This is a genomic window from Sphingobacterium bovistauri, assembly GCF_020295405.1.
Lineage (GTDB): Bacteria > Bacteroidota > Bacteroidia > Sphingobacteriales > Sphingobacteriaceae > Sphingobacterium > Sphingobacterium bovistauri.
Map to the genome: position 1 here is coordinate 256,219 of NZ_JADEYP010000001.1, position 19,955 is coordinate 276,173.

Here is a 19,955-nt window from a genome sequence, read left to right on the forward strand (position 1 = left end):
TAACTATTAATAACCAGGGTTTTGTGAGACAGAAGGTAATCTTCGCAATTCCGCACGTGGAATCGGAAGCCAAACTAATTTTTTATTTACCTCTCTTTTCAAGAAAGAAGAAGAACCAGGTATCACACGACGATAGTATGTATCAGGTGTCGCACCATCAGGATTCATCCCACTCATTGGTTCACGTTCAGTATCTTCGTAAATTCCCCATCTACGCACATCGTAATAACGAAGGTTTTCCCATAAGAATTCAACCATACGTTCACGTTCGATCTGCTCTTGAACTAAATCAGGCTGATTCAACTGCGCTTGAGAAAGACCAGGAAGACCTGCACGATAACGAACTTGATTAAAAGATTTTTTAATTTCCTCTTCATCACGGCTCAACACATAATCTTGGTTTCCTAAAGTCACCGTATGACTTCCTTTCAAATTATTTATCGCCTCTGCATAGATTAGTAAAATCTCAGCATAGCGGATTATTGAATATGCCTTATCTATTCTACGTGCACCCGTTCCTGTCAGCGCGTCCATTGGGTGATTGTATTTTTTGATAACATAGCCTGTGATCGGATAATTTGGTGACGAAGCAGTAACACCACCACGACCATCTGCCCCTTGAAAAAAGTAATCGGCAATATGATTGGTTTTAGACACCACACTAAGATTTTGCCAAACAGCTCCATTAAAACCTATAGAAGCATAAAATCGCATTTCACGATTTGCGTACATATTGTATATACCCGTATTCAATGGATAGCCTGAGAATCGTTTGGCTTGCGTAGTAAATCCTGATTCTGAATAATAACCATCTGCAGAAGCTTCTTCTTTGGTACGACCATCATCCATTAAATACGCATCAACAACTTTTTGAGTCACACAAAATCTTCCCCACCCACCTAACGATGGAGGAAATGCGCCTTGGTTGATAGTACCATTCAAATATGAAGTATTTCTTGCCCAGATGAATTCAGGATTAATTGCTGCATACGCCTCACCCGTAAAGATGTCTGAATACGAACGAAATGCATCAATACCACCAGCGCCATTAGGAAATGAACTGTAAAAATTAGGATCAGAAACGACACCCTGAGGTAGGGTTGCAGTCTGTTCATCAGCCTCAACTGTGTACAGCTTATATTTCCCCATATCCATCACACGCTTTGCAGCAACTGCTGCAATAGCCCATCTTTTATCATCATATTGTTGAGAAACATAGTGAACACCATCTGACTCACGCACCCAAGAACCAAAATACGAACTTGCTACTTGTCCTCCATTGAAAAGAGGACTCGCATGCATTAGCCTCAGGCGGGCTACTAATGCATAAGCTGCACCACGAGTAGGCTTTCCAAAATCCAAAATACCCACTTCATTAGGAATTAATAATGCTGCAGACTCAAACTCATTACACACGTATTCCATAGCCTCATCAAAAGTAGCACGCTCACGATCGTAGTAAGCCAATTCTTCGTTTGTATTGACTAATTCATCACCTAAAATAATAGGTGGACCGTAATCTAATAAAAGATAATAATATGCATACGCTCTAATGAACCTAGTATATCCTTCAATTCTCGCTCTATTTGCATTCGTTAAGTCTTGTGGTGTATCTAGATTCTGAATAATCAAATTACATTTCCTGATTATCTTGTAATAATTTCCCCATTGATTTAAATTGGTAGCTCCCTCACCATAAAAATCAGGAGTTATACGACCAGTAGCGAAATCCATACCATGATATATATTTCCACTACCATTGGCATTCGTTAATCCATTAAAACCTTCATCAGTAGCCATTGGACCTGGCGTGAAGCTGTTTCGAATAGTTTGAGATTCATCTTTAAACATAGATGCTGCTCCCCACATATACGCTTCTATATTTCGAGTACTACTGAATGCTGAATCTATCTTAAATTCATCATCAAAATAATTATCGATATTTAAATAATCCTTACATGACGTAGTTGACAAGGCAATCACTAATGCTGATGCTCCAAATACTCTTTTTAGAATCGAATTTTTCATTTAGTTGAATTATATCTTTCTCAATTAAAAATTAATGTATACCTGTACTGAATATGTTGAAGGTATTGGGTATCTACGACCATTATATCTTGCTTGCTCAGGATCGAATATTTTCACGGTATCCCAAGTGTATAAGTTGTTACCCACAAATTGAAGATCCATCGATTTGATACCTGCTCGTCTCAAGAAATTCGGATTTAAATGATAGCTTACAGTTACCTCTTGTAGACGAATATATTTTGCATCTCCTTGCCAGAATGTCGAGGTTTGATTATTATTTGCGCTTCCACCATACGATAGACGAGGAAATTTAGCATTTGGATTTTCCGCTAAAGTTGGGTCAATACCATTTGCCACGGCATATTCCATTGGAATCCAACGATTCGATGGATCAGCCACGATATCTAAAACATTACCCATTGCGCCTTCATAAAATGGTCTATACCCAATGCCTCCGTAAAAGAAAGGACTACTTCCTGTACCTTTGAATAATACTCCTAGTGATAAATTCTTATAACTAATCTCTCCACCAAATCCATACATCAACAGTGGTATTTCATCATTATGAGTCAACGGCACTTTGTCCAGATTATCAATAATACCATCACCATTAACATCTTTGTATTTAATATCACCTGGCATTACTGCTCCGAATGTTTGTTGTGGACTATAGTTGATATCGTTTTGATCTTTGAATAAACCTAATGATTGGAAGCCTCTTATTGAATTATGCGGGAAATCATTAAATTCTAAATAGGGATACTCTAGGTATGCTTGTTCCCAATTCAAAACCATATTCTTCGCATAAGTAAAGTTACCGCGTACAGTAAAGTTAAAATCAGAAGCGATCTTACCTTTATAGGAAATATTACCATCCATACCAGAACTTTGCATACGACCAACATTCGCAAACGGATTGTTCATGACACCTACATAATCTGGCACCTGAACACGTTGTTGAAAAATACCATTACGCTCATCTTTGAATATATCAAAGACAAAATCAATTTTGTTGTTAAAAAACTTTCCTTCGAAACCGATGTTTGATTTGATAGCGCGTTCCCATGCTAAATTGTCTGCGCCTATACGGGTCTCTCCTATTGTTTCGATTCCACCTATCCCCCACAAATCACTATCACTATTAGCATTCGTAGTACCTTGATTTACTTTTGTTAAATATGGGAATCGTGTATTAGAAATACGGTCATTTCCAACAGAACCATATGAAGCTCTAATTTTGAAATAGTTCAACCATGGAGCAGACTCTTGTAAGAATTCATAACTTGAAGGAACCCACCCTACAGCTATTGAAGGGAAGAATCCATATTGACGCCCCGGCTGAAAGTTTTCAGATCCAGTGTATCCAAAATTGGCATCTAAAAGGTAGGTATCCTTATAACCATATGTAAAGCGACTCGAAACTCCTTGGTAACGTAATGGAATAGCCTCAAGATTTGAAATAGCATCATCAGTATCTTTTGCATCACTTAGATAATAATAAATCAATGCTGATGTACGATGATCATTGTTAAAAACTTTATCGTAATTGATTACCGATTCTAAGAAATATTTACGGAATTGCCTAGTCTCTTTAAAATAATTAGCCTTTTCCTCAGGAACCGTTAAAATTGTGATTAAAGAACCATCTGCAGCTCTACCAATACCATTGTATAATGCAGGCTGTACACGACGACGCTCATTAAAGTAACTGTAAATATCATAGGCACCTTGAACTCTAAATTTCAAACCATCCAATACCGATGACAAATCTTGGTTTAACGCTAATGTCGTTTTTCCTCTATATTCTTCGTCTGCTGCTTTTCCTGTTCTGTTGATCATTACATAGGGAGAAGATTGGTCACCTGATCCACGCCCTGGCAATAAACCATTTGAAAATTGAGTAGGAATACTCAACGGAGTCAAACGAGATTGTGCCCCCCAAATATAATCTGTGTTAGCCACTCCTGGTTGCGTTAATACAGATAAGAAACCATCTGATCCCAAGAACACCTTCGTTGACTTCGTTAAATTAACATCTAAATTAATACGGTAGTTGTATGAATTGAAACCAACATTTGAACTGTAAACTGAATTCTCATCAACTTTGTATGCAGCAGTTTGTGTCTTACCACCTAAGCTTAAGAAATAACGAGCGACTTCGCTACCACCTCTACCACTTACATAATAACTATTAGACCAGAAGTTTTTATTTAAAATTTCTTCTTGCCAATTTACATTAGGGTACAAGTCTGGATCCAAACCATCTTTAATAATACCCATCTCTACTTGATTGTATAATGGTGAACCATCTCGAATTACATTAGCTTCATTTGCTAATAAAGCATAATTATATGCATCCAAGTATTTAGGTAATCGATTCAAAGATGAAAGAGTAGCATTGGCTCTAGCTGTCAATTGAATACGATCTACCAAACCTCTTTTTGTGGTCACCAAAACAACACCGTTTGCACCACGCACACCATATACAGCTGTAGCTGAAGCATCTTTTAATATCGAAAAACTTTCAATATCTGCAGGATCAATTGTATTCAGATTTCCTTCTAGTCCATCAATTAATACAAGAGCACTGTTATTAGCACCAAAAGTACCTATACCACGAACCCAAAAGTCTGCAATATTTTTACCTGGTTCACCACTACTCTGCATCGAAATTACACCTGCAGCACGACCTCCTAATAAATTGGTAATAGATGGTGCAGGAGATTGTAAATCTTTTGTATCGACAGAAGTGATAGCTCCTACAGAACTAATTTTACGTTGTACATTACCCAATCCTACTACTACTACTTCATCAATAGTAGAATTGTCTTCATTTAGGGTAATTAACAAATCTGCCTTATCTTCAATACTTAGATGTTCCTGTGTTTCGAAACCTATAAAACTAAACACAATTTTGTCACCATAAATAACCTTAAGTTTAAATTTACCTTCACCATCTGTAGATGACCCTGATGATGGTTTATCTTTTACATAGATGGATACGTTGGATAGTGGATTATTATCCTTATCTACGACAGTACCTGCTATGGATAATTCTTTTCCTTGCTGCGCAAAAGATGGTATCGTGAATACGATAGTTAATAGCAAGGCTATAAGTTGTGAAACTTTCATTTTTCTAATAAGAGGTTGATTATTCTATAACTAATTTTCGGATTCTAGCATTTGACCAGTCAGCAATATAAATGTGTCCCAACTCATTTACTGCTACTCCCCATGGTTGATTAAAAAGTGATTCGGTAGGACCGCCATCTTTATATCCAGGTTTTCCCGGTTGGCCAGCGACAGTAGTTACCACACCCTCAGGAGACACCATTCGAATACAATGATTCCCATAATCTGCTACAAACATATTTCCATCATTATCAAATTTGATGTCCTTTGGAAAATTAAACAACGCATCCTCAATAGATCCATCTTTAAACGCCGATCCTCCGGGTGCATTCAACCTTTTAAAGCCACCTGTACCATTAGGATTTCTAAGATCCAAGACCATAATACCTTGTCTAAATTCTATAGGACTTGCATTGGAATGTAATGTGATATATAATTCCCATGGTTTTGCAGGATTGATTGCCTGACCATATTGTGATCCATATGGTCCTTGATGAATGATTGTTGCCTCTAATGTTTGTGGATTAATTCTTGCGATCTTGCCATCTCTATAGCGTGTATATAAATTTCCATCCCAAGGAGAGAATGTTATAAAGTTTTTATATCTATCCCCCACCACGATAGATGCATAATCACTATCAGAATACTTCATGTTACGCTGCCTAGGATACCAAGCTTCCTTCGGATCAAAAGTGAACATCACCTCCTGAACAGATTCATGTGCAGCGGTGAGGACACCTGTAGAACGATCAACAGTGAGACCATTCGCATATAAAACGCGATTAGCAGATTCTGCCTGAATCAATGGCGTAACAATATTTTCTGACTCATTAATTCTTGCAACTCCAAATGTCGCTGCACTACTCCCTGCTGAATTTCCATCTCGCCAAGACATAAAAATATTACCCTCACGATCTAGCTCTAGGTATTTTCCATACACTGTCGCATCGGATAATGTACCTGGTGTAAAAGTTTTAACTCCATTACCGGTTACCGTACTCACAAGTGCTTGTGTGTGATAAAGAAAACTATTCTCGTAAATCGCAGAATCAGCACCAACAACTACAGAAACAGTTGGGTTCTCTCCTGGTAATCTAGGAACTAACGCATAGATACGATTTCCGCTACTAGAAATTACCTTAGCCTGTGCTTTGTTAAAATAGACTCTAATTTTTGACGGGTCTGATCCAAAATTTTCACCATCCAAAAGAATCTTGTCTCGCGCTCCCCCTTCTGTGGGATAAAACGATTTTAATACGACATCTTTCGTAGGATCATACGCAGTTGAAGTTGAAAGTGAACTTTCATTTTTACAACTTGAAAAACTTATTAAGGTACCGAATAAACAGACCTTTAATAGGTAGTGATTCATAGAATTATAGATTAATTTAATTTGTTTTTCTTGATGCAAGAATAGAGAGATCATATCAACAAGCTATTAAAAGCATGTTATTATAATATTATGAAGCAAAAATGTCCTTTATAAAAATTTAACACATCGAATCATTTTGAAGAAATGGTGTAAAACAAAAAAGAGGATGGGTAATTCCCATCCTCTAATTCACAAAAATTATATACTTAAATTATTTTACGACTTCAATAGTAACTTTTTGAGTATGTGTTTTACCATACATATCAACAGCCCTAATCTCCAAATTATGATTTCCTACAGCTAATTTATTTGGAAATTTAGCTTCCCATAGATGAGTTGAATTGACGGCATTTGACGGACGTCTTCCTTCTATTAATTTTTCAGCTGTATCATACTTTAATAATTCGTATTGATATGCAGGATCAGGCTGTTCGATATAATTCATATTTTTCCATTCAGCATTACCAAATCTATATTGAACTGTATCACTACTCTTACCCATGAAAAAATTAACAGCAACCTTGTAACGCTTTACTTGTTTTTCATTCACGACACGCGGTGCTACTATATTCATTTGGTACTCCTTGGCTTCACCAGCCACCTTATAGTCAAACGAATACGAATTATTATCTATATTTAATATTGCGTATCCTTTAGGGGTACCATCTCGCATTGTCGAACTTGGCACTCCTTTCAAATTATACATTCCCGAATACCAGTCACCTGATGTTGTTCCCACATTATATTCGTGATGAGGATTTTCTTGTTTCCAACCATCCGCTTTACCATAAAAAATTTGCTTCTGAAAATGCGTGTGCGCAGACATAGAAACAGTATGTTTAAATGGCGCTAAAATGTCAAATAAACGATGTCTATCATGATGTCTAAATGCTTCCGAATCTTTATTTCCTAATGGAATATGAAAGCTTAATACAATAAGTTTATCCTTAGAAACATGTTTCAAACTATTTTCGACAAAATCCAATTGATCGTTTCTAAATCCTCCTAAATAACCCTTTCCCGTTTTAGGATTTGGATACAGAATATTATCTAAAACAATGAAATAGGCATTACCATAATGAAAAGCGTAATTATTAGGACCAAAATGATATTCAAATGTTTCGTCAGACAATGAATCAGCTTTTACATCAAAATTCATGTCATGATTCCCCATCACATTATACCAAGGTTTTCCTATTTCTTTGATAGCATCCTGATATGGAGCATGGAGCACTAAGTGATCCCCCACTAAATCACCCAAACTAATTCCGAATTTAATAGCACTATCTTCACTAATATCATCAACAATACCTTTCCTGAAATAGGCTATTTCATCCAAATTATATGCCTGTGGATCTCCAAAAATTAAAGCTTTAAATTTTGTATCTTCTTGCTGTGGATATAATGGAAAATTAAGTGATTTTGGAAGTTTTCCTGTTGAATCAATCGTAGTATACTTCAATTTTGGCGAACCATTTGGTTTATGCACATAATAAAACTGAGGAAGGTTCTTATCATTCAATGAAAAAGAATAACCAGTAGGCTTTATTACAAAAATAATATTGTCGTTACCGACTGGTAATTGATACTCACCACGATCATTAGTAAGCACTACATCTACACCATTACTTATTGATACATTTTTCAATCCTATTTCGGATTTATCCTTTTTCCCATTTTTGTTGGTATCCTCATAGACAATACCTTTAGCAAAATCTTGCGCATGAGCAACACCTAGACTTAGTAATCCAGCAGCTAATAATAGTTTGATATTCATAGTTCGTTGTTTGTTCAAAAATACTATCTGCAAACTAATATTATATAAAGTAATTATTAAAAATTGGTTAATTAAATATGTCGAGATGATGTAAACAAAGCAATCTACGCATCTTAATTGCAGCCATATAAAACAAAAACCCAATATATAATTGGGTTTTTGTTTAGTTCTTAGCTTCAACTTCAGATATTACATAAATATCTTCATTGTCCTTTTTCATTTTATATTTTTCACGAGCTATACGCTGTATTTCACTTGGACTATATTGCGCATCCTTTATAGATTTTTCTAAATTAGAAACTTCAGTAGTATAAAATTCCTTTTCATACTCCAGTTTGTTTCGCTCTTTTTGATAGCCATATTGAGTAGCCAAATCATATCTATCGAAAAAACACATCCATACCAAGAATGCTACTCCTGCTATAAGGAATTTATTTTTTAGTAATGATACAGCTCTATCCATGACGCAAAAATAAGATTATGTTTTATTATGGAATAAATATATAGTTTTTCCATTAAAGTAAAAAGGAGAAACTTTCGTTTCTCCTTTTTACTTTGTCTTAAAATAAGATAACTTATTTTTTGATTGCAAATTTGAAATCTTTACCGATGAAACGTGCGTTTACACCCAATTCTTCTTCGATACGTAACAATTGATTGTATTTAGCCATACGATCAGAACGTGAAGCCGAACCAGTTTTGATTTGACCACAGTTCAACGCTACCGCTAAGTCAGCAATAGTAGCATCTTCAGTTTCACCCGAACGGTGAGACATTACTGAAGTGTATCCAGAATTTTGAGCCAATGTAACCGCATTAATTGTCTCTGTTAAAGAACCAATTTGATTAACTTTTACTAAGATAGAGTTAGCAGTATCTGACTCAATACCTTGTTGCAAACGTACAGTATTCGTCACGAATAAATCGTCTCCTACTAATTGTACACGGTCACCGATTTTCTCTGTTAAAGTTTTCCAACCAGCCCAGTCATCTTCAGCCATACCATCTTCGATAGAGATGATTGGATATTTAACTGACAATTCAGCTAAATAAGCAGCTTGCTCCTCGCTTGTACGGATAGCACCTTTATCACCCTCAAATTTAGTGTAGTCGTATTTACCGTCTTTGTAAAACTCTGAAGCCGCACAGTCTAATGCTAAACAGATTTGCTCACCAGCTTTGTAACCTGCAGTTTCGATAGCTTTCAACACAGTTTCAACTGCATCTTCAGTGCCGTCGAACGTAGGAGCAAAACCACCTTCGTCACCTACTGCTGTAGATAAATTACGGTCGTGTAAGATTTTTTTCAATGTATGGAATACTTCAGCTCCCCAACGTAAAGCTTCAGAAAATGAAGGTGCACCAACTGGCATAATCATAAACTCTTGGAATGCGATTGGCGCATCAGAGTGTGAACCACCATTGATAATATTCATCATTGGGATAGGCAATGTATTAGCATTTACACCACCGATATAACGGTACAACGGTTGACGTGACTCTTGAGCAGCAGCCTTAGCTACAGCCAAAGAAACACCCAAAATAGCATTAGCACCTAAATTAGCTTTATTTTCAGTACCATCAAGATCAATCATGATCTTGTCAATAGCATTTTGTTCGAATACATCAACACCTACTAAAGCCTCAGCAATTTTAGTGTTTACATTTTCAACAGCTTTAAGAACGCCTTTTCCTAAATATTTTGACTTATCACCATCACGCAATTCTACTGCTTCGTATGCACCTGTTGAAGCTCCAGAAGGAACCGCAGCACGACCTACAAAACCATTTTGCGTAGTAACATCTACTTCCACTGTTGGATTACCGCGCGAATCTAAAATTTGACGCGCTTTAACATCGATAATTAAACTCATTTTATTTTAATTGGGTTTATGACTTTTTCACACAATACACTTAGTGTATTTCGGACACTAATATACTAATAATACTATTTAATCCAAAAATAAGTAAATATTAATAACTATTGTTATAGATCATAAAATAAAAAAGCCTTCAACCGGGGAGATTGAAGGCTTCTTAACTAACCAATTATTAACCTAAATTATGAATTACTAAAACATATTCAATCCTTATGCCAAACTCATCTTGACAGCATTGTCTTAACAAACTTTTAACAGTTATAACTAAAGCCTCTTTTATTTACCTACTTTTGCATCATGGAAATAACATCGATACTCAAAAAACTACAAATCGCTGAATTGAATAGCATGCAAAATAGCGTGTTAGACCAATTCAAACCAAACCAAGATTTTGTACTACTCTCTCCTACAGGATCTGGCAAGACATTAGCTTTTAGTTTACTAGTATCCAAATTAATTCAATCAGACAAGAATTTAAAAACGCAAGCTCTTATTGTAGTACCTACGAGAGAGTTGGCATTACAGATTGAATCTTTCATCAAAAAAGTTATTACAGGTTATAAGATTCTTTGCGTCTACGGTGGACATGACACCAAAACCGAACGAAACGCACTCAAAGAAGCTCCAACAATTATTATTGGAACGCCTGGCCGTATTATATATCACTTAGAACGCAACTATATTAGTACAGCTGATGTACACACGTTTGTATTGGATGAATTTGACAAGTCATTGGAACTAGGTTTTCAGGATCAGCTGCAGGAGATTATGCAAGCTCATCCGAATATAAAGCAAAAAATACTGACATCTGCCACCGACTTGGATGTGTTACCTGACTTTGTGGCACTAGACAATGCTATCAAAGTAGACAACTTGGATTCGCAAGAGAACAAGCCGTCGATAATCTATAAAAAAGTAATTTCTCCTGTTCAATATAAATTAAGAACACTTTTTAATCTATTGTGTACGCTTGGCGAACAAAAGATTTTGATTTTTTGCAATCATCGTGAAGCTGTCGATCATATTTCAGAACTACTTGATGATCGTGATTTGATCCACGATGTTTTTCACGGTGGATTAGAGCAACGCGATCGTGAATTGTCTATTTTAAAATTTAGAAATAATAGCAATCGTATTTTATTGACTACAGATTTAGCTGCGCGTGGATTGGATATCCCCGAAATTGATGTAATTATTCATTATCAATTACCAGGCAAAGAGGATGCATTTATTCACCGTAATGGCCGTACTGCACGTATGCATGCAAAAGGTGAAGTAATTGTCATGTTAAAACCTGATGATAATTTCCCTTACTTGCCAGAGTCAACTGAAGAAATCAAAGTGGAAGAGGATTTATATCTTCCAAATAATACACCATACTCTACTTTGTATATTTCAGCGGGTAAAAAAGATAAAGTCAATAAAATTGATATTGTAGGCTATATCTTAAAGTTAGATGGATTAGAAAAAGATGATATAGGTGTCATAGAAGTAAAAGACAAAGAAGCCTATATAGCAGTAAAAAGAAAAGTTGCTACACAAATCATCAAAGAAGGCAGTAACGGTAAAATTAAAGGAAATAAAATAAAATTTATCCGAACATAAAAATAAAATGTCATGTTGAGACTTGTCGAAACATCTAAAAGATAATAATGCAGATGCTTCATCAAGATTCAGCATGACAAAATATCCAATTACCTAAACAGCTTTTTCAAGTCCATTTTGGATAATTTCCATAGTTTATCAGCGAACAACACGATTAATACTACATATAGCAACTGTATAACCGAAACAATTTTATCTTGCGATGCACCAGAAGGAACAAGTTCATTTAAATTTTGACTCATCAAATAATTCAAAAGAGTTCCTAAAATAATTCCAGCAAGAAAACAGATATAGCTATAAAATTTATTTTTCTCAGCAGCTTTTTTCTTTACTTCATATTCTTGGATTTTATGAATCATACGACCATCAAAATCAGAAAAAGGCAAATCAAGTTTACTATGTGAGAGTATTTCTCTCATCGTTTTATCTCGCAATTCCATAATATTCTCCTTTCATTAACTTTGACAAAATAGCATAAAGTCTTTTTCTACCACGATGCAAAATTGTTTTAATATTTGTTTCCGTCCAACCTGTCACTTCTCTTACCTCCTGCACACTTAATTCTTCGAGATAAAATAAGCGTAAAGCCAATGCTTCATTTGCAGGTAGATTTAACAAAGCTTCCTGTACCATATGTTCTTTTTCCTTTTTCTCTAACAATTGAAATGTAGATTCGTCAAAAGAAACATCGTGAACTTCCACATCAAATTCTTGATTATTGTTTTTGGTCTTACGTAAAGTTCCATAAGCACAATTCACCACTATCCGATAAAGCCAAGTACTAAATTTTGAATTACCTTTAAAATTTTTTAACGATTGATAACAAATCATAAAAGCATCTTGTACGATTTCCTCAGCAAGATGCTCTTGCTTGACAATGGATATTGCCACCGAATAAGCCATATCTTTATAAGTTTTCAAAAAATAGTTGAAAGCAGATAAATCTCCAGCCAATACTTTATCGATGTAAAGTTTATCCATTCTAATTACTCTTCAGTAGAATTTTTCTTGTCAACTTTGTTTGCGACCAACATTGACGCTCCTAAACAAAGCAAGATTATTGATAAATAAATTGCACTAGAATTCATTAATCCAAGATTACTTAATATTTCAGCAATAATAATTCCTATTGCTAGTCCTAAAACAACAATTGCTCTTCGAACCCAAATATTTTTAACCTCCTCACTGTTATCAAAACTTTTTGATGGATTTGCCATTTTATATTTATAGAAAAAATAAATTGACATTAATAAAGCTACAAAAACTAGTATTAAAATTAATACCCCGACAATAAAATACAACTCTGTAAAACCTATCATAATTTTCTCCTTTTATTACATTAGTTGCAATCCAAATAGAAAAGGTTACAATAAAAATAAAAAAGCACCTTACTTTTACATAAGACGCTTTATATCAATATTATAATTTCACTTATTTTATGTGTTTCAAAACTTCTGCTGGAACCAAAGTATCCACAGATCCACCATTCGATAATATATCACGAACTATCGTAGAGGAAATATGAGCTAATCCTGTTCGAGCCAATAAAAAATAGGTTTCAATCTCAGGAGCCAAAATCAAATTATTTTGCGCTATTGCATCTTCAAATACTAGGTCATTTGAATTACGCAAACCTCTCAAAATAAATTGTGCTTTTACACTCTTGCAATAGTTTATAGTTAACCCAGTAAAAGTATCAACAATAACTTTGGATTCGTCTTTATATAATTCGGTAATAGCTAACTTGCGAGTTTCAAACTCCATCAATCCTTTTTTTGCAGAATTGACTCCTATAGCGATATAGATCTTATCAAAAAGCTTGAGTCCTCTATCCACCAAATCTTTATGTGCTTGGGTAAATGGATCAAATGAACCTGGAAATACAGCTACTTTCATATCTACTTATTTTGATAAAAACTGAAAGAAGAATATCCATACTTTCTAGTTTCCACAAATAAATCGTGATCAACTAATTTGCGTGTAGAGGGATGTTCTATTACTAATATACCACCTTCTTTTAACAATCCATTATCCAAAATCATTTGAGGTAAGTGCGGCAGCTGTGCGACATCATATGGTGGATCAGCAAATATGAAATCGTAACTTTTCTTACAGGAAGAAACAAACTTGAATACATCAGCTTTGCGCGTTGCAATATTCAAATCATACTGTTTGGCAATATCCTTTACGTAAAACAAACATTTGGCATGGATATCAATCGCATCAACCTCTTGTACGCCACGAGATGCTAGCTCAAATGAAATATTTCCTGTACCACAAAATAAATCCAAACAACTGCAATCTTCCCAATCTATTTGATGTTGCAAAATATTGAATAAAGCCTCCTTTGCGATGTCCGTTGTAGGACGTACAGGCAAATTTGAAGGCGGATTCAATCGTATACCACCAATCTTCCCTCCTATTACTCGCATATAGACAAATCTGCCAAAGTATTCAATGATTTAATAGATAAGGATACATCCTTATTTTTCACGATCCAGTCGAAAGTGGATTTCATTTCTACCAGTTGCTTTGTGTAGATATCAATACGTTTACCCCATTCAGAATCAATCGATGCTCCACTCAATAACACCTTTTGAATTTTACCACTAATAGAAAAATTCTTCATAATTGATAAAACATAAAAGGCTAAATCATCTGGATTATGAATTTCATATGTATTGAATAAACGGATTTCACCATTTACAAATAAAAACAAGTCTGCTTGAGTACCGTATATATGTACACACAATAACTCCAAATCACAATTTATATTATTGAATGCTTGACTTAATAAAGCAGAGAAACTTGGTAGAATTGTAGCTTGTGGAAAAGCATTCTTCCATCTGCTTTGTAATGTTGAATCAATTTGATACAAGGCTGTCACACCCTGACTTTCTATTTGTTTGTATTGAATTTTATCTATTTTAGTCTCAACAAAATAATCCTTATAAAGCGCTAAATCTGTAGGATCAAACACTTCCGACGGAACCCAAACAAGACTTTGATGTGGGAGACTTATATATACATTTTCAAATGGAAAACTTAAAATCTTCGTTGCCTCCAATGATGGTTTTTCATTGTCGTATGCAATATATACCAAGACATCATTATCCAAACCTACGACTATTAAATGATCACGATATAAATCACTTTGGATATACAAAGTGTATGAAGGAATATAGTGTAAATGAAAATCTGCAGAAATGTAATTCATGAAAAAGTATATTGTATTGATCCCGACATTATGCCCATCTAACAAAATTAGCTTTTAGAATTGAATTGACAAACCTTTTTGAATAACTTTGAATGTGCATATAAAAAATTTACTTTCACAACAATTTTTATGGTCTCCAACAGCTCAACAAGAGCAAGTTTTTGATTTGCTAGGGGATTTTCTTCAGACATTTACAAAAGAGAGTTGTTTCATATTGAAAGGATATGCTGGTACTGGTAAGACAACTATTATTTCAGCACTTGTTCAGTCACTGCCTAGGCTACAAAAGAAATCTGTACTATTAGCACCCACAGGTCGCGCTGCCAAAGTAATGAGCGCTTATTCAGGTAAACGAGCACTAACCATACACAAAAAGATCTACCGTAAAAAAAGTGTAGCATCACTTCAAATGGATTTCGATATTGCCGAGAATCTTCATGAAAACACATTATTCATCGTTGATGAGGCTTCAATGATTACAACAGAAGGGTTTTCAATTTTCTCAAATGGGCTTCTTTCGGATTTAATACAATATGTACAGTCTGGCAAAAATTGCACATTGATGTTAGTAGGTGATACTGCTCAACTTCCACCTGTTGGCTTAGATTATAGCCCTGCATTAGATATCGAATATATCAATGCGCAATACAATCTAGACATCTTTACCTATGAATTAACAGATGTTGTTCGTCAAGACAAAGGATCAGGAATATTACACAATGCTACCAAAATCCGTAATGAAATAAAATTAGACGAAGAATCTCCAGCCTACACCTTTCCGCAATTTATTACACAGGGGTTCAAAGATATTTTTAGAATGAACGGTGACCGACTCATCGAAGGCTTGCATTATGCGTACGACAAGTACGATATAGAAAATTGCATGGTAATATGCCGTTCCAATAAATCCGCTAATTTGTATAATAAACATATTCGCAATCAAATTCTTTTTAGAGATGAAGAAATCACTGGTGGTGATATAGTGATGATTGTCAAAAATAATTATTACTGGTTGCAGCAACATGATGAAAAGCATACAGGCTTTATTGCCAATGGTGATATGGCTGTAATTAAAAAAGTAAGTAATGTACACGAAATGCATGGTTTTCGCTTTGCGGATCTGTATTTAGAATTTATGGACAATAATGAAGGTGACGCTATTCGATGCCGTGTACTTCTAGACAGTTTATATGTTGATGCAGCGCAAGTGCCATATGAAGATCAACAAAATCTTTACGAATCTATTGCTAAAGATTACGAAGATATATCGACAAAAAAAGATCGTATGGAAGCTATAAAAAAAGACCCATACTACAATGCATTGCAGATCAAATTTGCTTATGCAATCACCTGTCACAAAGCACAAGGTGGACAATGGCCATTGGTTTTTGTAGATCAAGGATATATGACTGACGAAATGCTCAATACCGAATTTTTACGATGGTTATACACAGGTATAACACGTGCAACAAAAGAATTATTTTTAGTAAACTTTAATGAGAAATTTTATTAAAAAAAGCCACACCTCAAATGAGATGTGGCTCAAATTATATTGGAAAAAACTTATCTATTTAATATAACTTAAAGTAAAACTATAATGATATTCTTTTCCGAAGTATCTGTACTTATCTAATGGCGGTGATTGCCACGAATCTAACCCCGCTACCCCACGTTGAAATAAATCAACATTTAAAATAACATTTTTGGCTGGCTTCACATCCACAAAATGCTGTTGCTTTTTCGTAACACCTGCATCCAAATCTTCTATTCGGTAATTTGTAGCACTTACAGACAATGGTTGTGCGCCCTCGATACGTATTCCCATACCATTATCATCTGTCAATGTCAACCAACGTACATCTGTTTTATTTCCAGTTTCTTGTGGACGATAATATGGATGTGCCTGATCTTTGACATTTCCTTTCCAAATTCCCATAAACGCATCAAACTTTCGATCAACATAATTTTCCCAAGGCCCTCTTCCGTACCAAGTGAAATTTTGAAATCTATTTTGCAGTTCAAGATTTATTCCAAATCGAGGTAATTCAGGCAAGTCATCGCCTACAGCAATATAAGTTACGTCCACCTTCAAACTACCATCTTTGTTAATCGTATAATACAATTTGACTTTTGATTCAACACCAACAGTTTTAACTGTATATTTCACTGTAAAAATACCATTGTGCTCATCGACACCATCAAAATGATACTTCTGTACATAGGAAGCAGCCTCCCATACACGCAATGACTTATTTGCCTTTTCTCCAAAATCATTGTCCGTAGGAGCACGCCAAAAATTAGGGGTCGGGAATTTCGTAATATAATCTTTATCTACACCTTTTACCGATCTAAAACCATCATTTTTGCCAAATTCAAAGGTTATTTCATTTGCTACAAAAGTCAATTTCTTATCCTCTTCATATTTCTTTACGGACTCCCCATCAATCATTGTATTCACAAAATAGTTGTTTCCTTCTAATTGAAATTCTTCCTTTGCCACCTCAAAACCAGCATCAATTATCGATGTAGCTCGTTTTGTGAAAGCGAATACTTGCAGAAAATATTCAACACCTACCTCTTGCGTAATTTTTGGTAAATTCAATTGTACTTCTTGACGAGAATCTGCAGAAATCGTCACTTCAAAATTTCCTTCCGCTATTTGTTCTCCATTCTTTAATAAGATCCACTTGAATGTATAATCCTTTGGTGTTATTGGAATAAACTTAAAATCATTAATTACAGTAATCTTACCAGTTTTCGCATCTTTAGACTCGAATAAAATATTCTGATATACTTTCTTCACGATATGCGTATGTGGCAGATATTGTTGATCTGGTGAAATGATTCCATCCATACAAAAATTACCATCATTTAGCTTGTTATAACCATTCAAATCACCACCATATGCCCAGTATTCACGTCCCTGCTCGTCTTTGCTTTTAAAACCATGGTTGTGCCATTCCCATATAAAACCACCCTGCATATTTTTGCTACTACGTATCAAATCCCAATAATCTTGAAAATTGCCCATACTATTGCCCATAGCGTGCGCATATTCACACATAATATAAGGTCTACCAACATCTTTTTTTGAAACCTCAACCATTTGCTCCCAACTTGGATACATTGGACATACAATATCTGTATTATTTGACCAATAGGCTTGTTCGTATTGAACAGGTCTACTTCTATCTCTTTTTTTGGTCCAATCATACATCGTGTAATACGCTTTACCATTACTTGCTTCATTGCCTAACGACCAAATAATTACAGAAGGATGATTTTTATCTCTTTCGACCATTCGAATCATACGATCCAAATGCGCATCTTGCCATTCATCCAAATAGGCAATATTACTTTCGCCCTGTCCCAAACCATGTGATTCCAAATTAGCCTCATCCACCAAATAAAGACCATGTTCATCACACAATCTATACCATATTGGATTTTGTGGATAATGCGACATTCGTACTGCATTAATATTCAGCTCTTTCATCAATTTAATATTACGAAGCATATATACAGAATCGACTACATTACCAGTTTCTTTATTGAATTCATGAAGATTAACACCCTTTACCAATATCTTTTTGCCATTTACAAAAAGTTGCCCATCTTTTATTTCAACCTTTCTAAAGCCTATACGATGTGATGTTGTTTCAATAATATTATTCTTCCCATCTCGCAATGTGATGAGCATATTGTATAAATTAGGTGTTTCGGCAGTCCATTGTAGAGGATTTTTAACGACACCGCCCAAACCTACTTTCTCTACGCCACTCGCTACTGCCTTTACCTTTTTACGCTGTGTAAAAATTTTCTTACCTGCTTTATCAAGTAAGGATACTTCTAGCGACTGTAGCACTGCATTTTTGCTATAATTACGAATATCCACATCCACGTTAAATATTCCGTTCTTGTACTTAGCATCTAGGTCTGCTACAGAGAAAAAGTCTTGAATACGAGTCTGATCCGTACTGTATAAATATACACCGCGATTAATACCTCCTAATCGCCACATATCCTGATCTTCCATGTAATATCCATCGCTAAATTTATGAACTTCGCAAGCCAATAAATTAGTTCCTGAACGTACATAATCTGTGATATCGAATTCTGCAGGACTTTTAGAATTTTCAGTATATCCAACTTTTCTACCATTCACCCATACATACATGGAATTAGTCCCTGCTTCAAAATGTAAATACACCCGACGACCATCCCAATTTTTTGGAATATCAAACTTATGTCTATATGCCCCGGTAGGAGAATCATTTCTATCTATAAATGGTGGATTGATAGGAATACCATACCCTATATTTACGTACATAGGTATACCATAACCATTAAATTCCCAATTTCCTGGAACAGGCATAAGAGTCCAACCTGACTGACCTGAAGTTTGATTTGGTGTACCTTTTGCCCAAAGTGGCTTTACATTATCCATATAATTCTCTTCCAAATAGAATTCTTTAGGCACATCAGCTATCTTATCAGACCAATAGAATTGCCAGTTACCATTCAAAGATTTATAAAATGGAGAACTAGAAAAATGATTTTTTAAAGCTTGGACTTCAGAAGCATAAGGAATAGAAGTCACGCGCGTGTTTTCTTTATTAATAGAAAATACCTTTGGATTTTCCCAATCTGGTATACTTTGCGCAAAAATAAAGGTGGCATAAAATAATGCCATACCTAAAAATAGTAATCTCATGAATAAGTTTAGTTGATTGTATTGTAAAAATACAATAAATTACCTTTAAGTATAATTTTATTAAAAAAAAGAAAATAAATAGCTAAAAAAATTGTGTTTCGAAACAACAATAAGTAAAATCATATCTAAACAAGAACAATCGATCTAACAAAAAACTGCGTATAAACATACGGTAACTCTATCTAAAATTTTACATGTAAAACCTGTTTCTCATAAATAGATAAGCTATT

General features: G+C 34.9%; 15 protein-coding genes. 2 read left to right on the plus strand and 13 right to left on the minus strand.

Annotated elements, in window-relative coordinates; all coding sequences use genetic code 11:
• Positions 1-6 precede the first annotated feature (6 nt).
• The 6 genes from IPZ78_RS01105 to eno all read right to left on the minus strand — a co-directional run bounded on the left by IPZ78_RS01105 (position 7) and on the right by eno (position 10,183).
• The gene (locus IPZ78_RS01105; protein ID WP_225551077.1) at positions 7-2,028 is read right to left on the minus strand and encodes a RagB/SusD family nutrient uptake outer membrane protein; all 2,022 of its coding nucleotides are present in this window, start codon (positions 2,026-2,028) and stop codon (positions 7-9) included.
• Positions 2,029-2,052: 24 nt separating this feature from the next.
• Positions 2,053-5,160, minus strand: a complete 3,108-nt coding sequence (locus tag IPZ78_RS01110) for a SusC/RagA family TonB-linked outer membrane protein (RefSeq protein WP_225551078.1) — start codon at positions 5,158-5,160, stop codon at positions 2,053-2,055.
• 19 nt (positions 5,161-5,179) lie between these two features.
• A complete protein-coding gene (locus IPZ78_RS01115) occupies positions 5,180-6,532 on the minus strand; it encodes an IPT/TIG domain-containing protein (protein ID WP_225551079.1) in 1,353 nt (450 codons plus the stop codon).
• Between the two features lie 211 nt (positions 6,533-6,743).
• On the minus strand, positions 6,744-8,309 hold the full coding sequence (locus tag IPZ78_RS01120; protein WP_225551080.1) for a calcineurin-like phosphoesterase C-terminal domain-containing protein: 1,566 nt from the start codon (positions 8,307-8,309) through the stop codon (positions 6,744-6,746).
• Between the two features lie 163 nt (positions 8,310-8,472).
• Positions 8,473-8,772 (minus strand): FtsB family cell division protein, encoded by a 300-nt coding sequence (locus IPZ78_RS01125; protein ID WP_225551081.1) that lies wholly within the window; start codon positions 8,770-8,772, stop codon positions 8,473-8,475.
• A gap of 112 nt (positions 8,773-8,884) precedes the next feature.
• Entirely contained in the window at positions 8,885-10,183 is a 1,299-nt protein-coding gene (gene eno / locus IPZ78_RS01130) for a phosphopyruvate hydratase (protein WP_225551082.1), read from the minus strand.
• A 303-nt stretch (positions 10,184-10,486) separates the two neighbouring features.
• Between eno and IPZ78_RS01135 the strand changes: the two genes are divergently transcribed.
• Complete coding sequence (locus IPZ78_RS01135; protein WP_225551083.1) at positions 10,487-11,794, plus strand: DEAD/DEAH box helicase; 1,308 nt, start codon at positions 10,487-10,489, stop codon at positions 11,792-11,794.
• Between the two features lie 89 nt (positions 11,795-11,883).
• Here the strand turns inward: IPZ78_RS01135 and IPZ78_RS01140 are convergent, their stop codons facing one another.
• The 6 genes from IPZ78_RS01140 to IPZ78_RS01165 form a co-directional block, all read right to left on the minus strand.
• Positions 11,884-12,213 carry a hypothetical protein gene (locus IPZ78_RS01140; RefSeq protein WP_225551084.1) on the minus strand — a complete coding sequence of 110 codons (330 nt, stop codon included), beginning with the start codon at positions 12,211-12,213 and terminating at the stop codon, positions 11,884-11,886.
• A gap of 4 nt (positions 12,214-12,217) precedes the next feature.
• Positions 12,218-12,775 carry an RNA polymerase sigma factor gene (locus IPZ78_RS01145; protein ID WP_225551085.1) on the minus strand — a complete coding sequence of 186 codons (558 nt, stop codon included), beginning with the start codon at positions 12,773-12,775 and terminating at the stop codon, positions 12,218-12,220.
• Between the two features lie 5 nt (positions 12,776-12,780).
• Positions 12,781-13,113 (minus strand): hypothetical protein, encoded by a 333-nt coding sequence (locus IPZ78_RS01150; RefSeq protein WP_225551086.1) that lies wholly within the window; start codon positions 13,111-13,113, stop codon positions 12,781-12,783.
• A gap of 112 nt (positions 13,114-13,225) precedes the next feature.
• A complete protein-coding gene (gene coaD, locus IPZ78_RS01155; RefSeq protein ID WP_225551087.1) occupies positions 13,226-13,690 on the minus strand; it encodes a pantetheine-phosphate adenylyltransferase in 465 nt (154 codons plus the stop codon).
• A gap of 2 nt (positions 13,691-13,692) precedes the next feature.
• A complete protein-coding gene (locus IPZ78_RS01160; RefSeq protein ID WP_225551088.1) occupies positions 13,693-14,226 on the minus strand; it encodes an RsmD family RNA methyltransferase in 534 nt (177 codons plus the stop codon).
• A complete protein-coding gene (locus IPZ78_RS01165) occupies positions 14,217-15,011 on the minus strand; it encodes a DUF3822 family protein (RefSeq protein WP_225551089.1) in 795 nt (264 codons plus the stop codon). The genes IPZ78_RS01160 and IPZ78_RS01165 overlap by 10 nt, the downstream gene beginning before the upstream one ends.
• 94 nt (positions 15,012-15,105) lie before the next feature.
• On the opposite strand from IPZ78_RS01165, the gene IPZ78_RS01170 reads away from it, so the two are divergent.
• Complete coding sequence (locus tag IPZ78_RS01170; protein ID WP_225551090.1) at positions 15,106-16,524, plus strand: ATP-dependent DNA helicase; 1,419 nt, start codon at positions 15,106-15,108, stop codon at positions 16,522-16,524.
• A 54-nt stretch (positions 16,525-16,578) separates the two neighbouring features.
• On the opposite strand, the gene IPZ78_RS01175 is transcribed toward IPZ78_RS01170, so the two are convergent.
• Complete coding sequence (locus IPZ78_RS01175) at positions 16,579-19,725, minus strand: glycoside hydrolase family 2 TIM barrel-domain containing protein (protein WP_225551091.1); 3,147 nt, start codon at positions 19,723-19,725, stop codon at positions 16,579-16,581.
• Between the last annotated feature and the right edge of the window lie 230 nt (positions 19,726-19,955).

What these genes read in the sequence shown, in the direction of transcription:
- IPZ78_RS01150 (WP_225551086.1), bottom strand. Translation starts at nt 13,113, where the DNA reads ATGATAGGTTTTACAGAGTTGTATTTTATTGTCGGGGTATTAATTTTA.
- IPZ78_RS01140 (WP_225551084.1), bottom strand. Translation starts at nt 12,213, where the DNA reads ATGAGAGAAATACTCTCACATAGTAAACTTGATTTGCCTTTTTCTGAT.
- coaD (WP_225551087.1), bottom strand. Translation starts at nt 13,690, where the DNA reads ATGAAAGTAGCTGTATTTCCAGGTTCATTTGATCCATTTACCCAAGCA.
- IPZ78_RS01120 (WP_225551080.1), bottom strand. Translation starts at nt 8,309, where the DNA reads ATGAATATCAAACTATTATTAGCTGCTGGATTACTAAGTCTAGGTGTT.
- eno (WP_225551082.1), bottom strand. Translation starts at nt 10,183, where the DNA reads ATGAGTTTAATTATCGATGTTAAAGCGCGTCAAATTTTAGATTCGCGC.
- IPZ78_RS01145 (WP_225551085.1), bottom strand. Translation starts at nt 12,775, where the DNA reads ATGGATAAACTTTACATCGATAAAGTATTGGCTGGAGATTTATCTGCT.
- IPZ78_RS01175 (WP_225551091.1), bottom strand. Translation starts at nt 19,725, where the DNA reads ATGAGATTACTATTTTTAGGTATGGCATTATTTTATGCCACCTTTATT.
- IPZ78_RS01115 (WP_225551079.1), bottom strand. Translation starts at nt 6,532, where the DNA reads ATGAATCACTACCTATTAAAGGTCTGTTTATTCGGTACCTTAATAAGT.
- IPZ78_RS01110 (WP_225551078.1), bottom strand. Translation starts at nt 5,160, where the DNA reads ATGAAAGTTTCACAACTTATAGCCTTGCTATTAACTATCGTATTCACG.
- IPZ78_RS01125 (WP_225551081.1), bottom strand. Translation starts at nt 8,772, where the DNA reads ATGGATAGAGCTGTATCATTACTAAAAAATAAATTCCTTATAGCAGGA.
- IPZ78_RS01165 (WP_225551089.1), bottom strand. Translation starts at nt 15,011, where the DNA reads ATGAATTACATTTCTGCAGATTTTCATTTACACTATATTCCTTCATAC.
- IPZ78_RS01105 (WP_225551077.1), bottom strand. Translation starts at nt 2,028, where the DNA reads ATGAAAAATTCGATTCTAAAAAGAGTATTTGGAGCATCAGCATTAGTG.
- IPZ78_RS01135 (WP_225551083.1), top strand. Translation starts at nt 10,487, where the DNA reads ATGGAAATAACATCGATACTCAAAAAACTACAAATCGCTGAATTGAAT.
- IPZ78_RS01160 (WP_225551088.1), bottom strand. Translation starts at nt 14,226, where the DNA reads ATGCGAGTAATAGGAGGGAAGATTGGTGGTATACGATTGAATCCGCCT.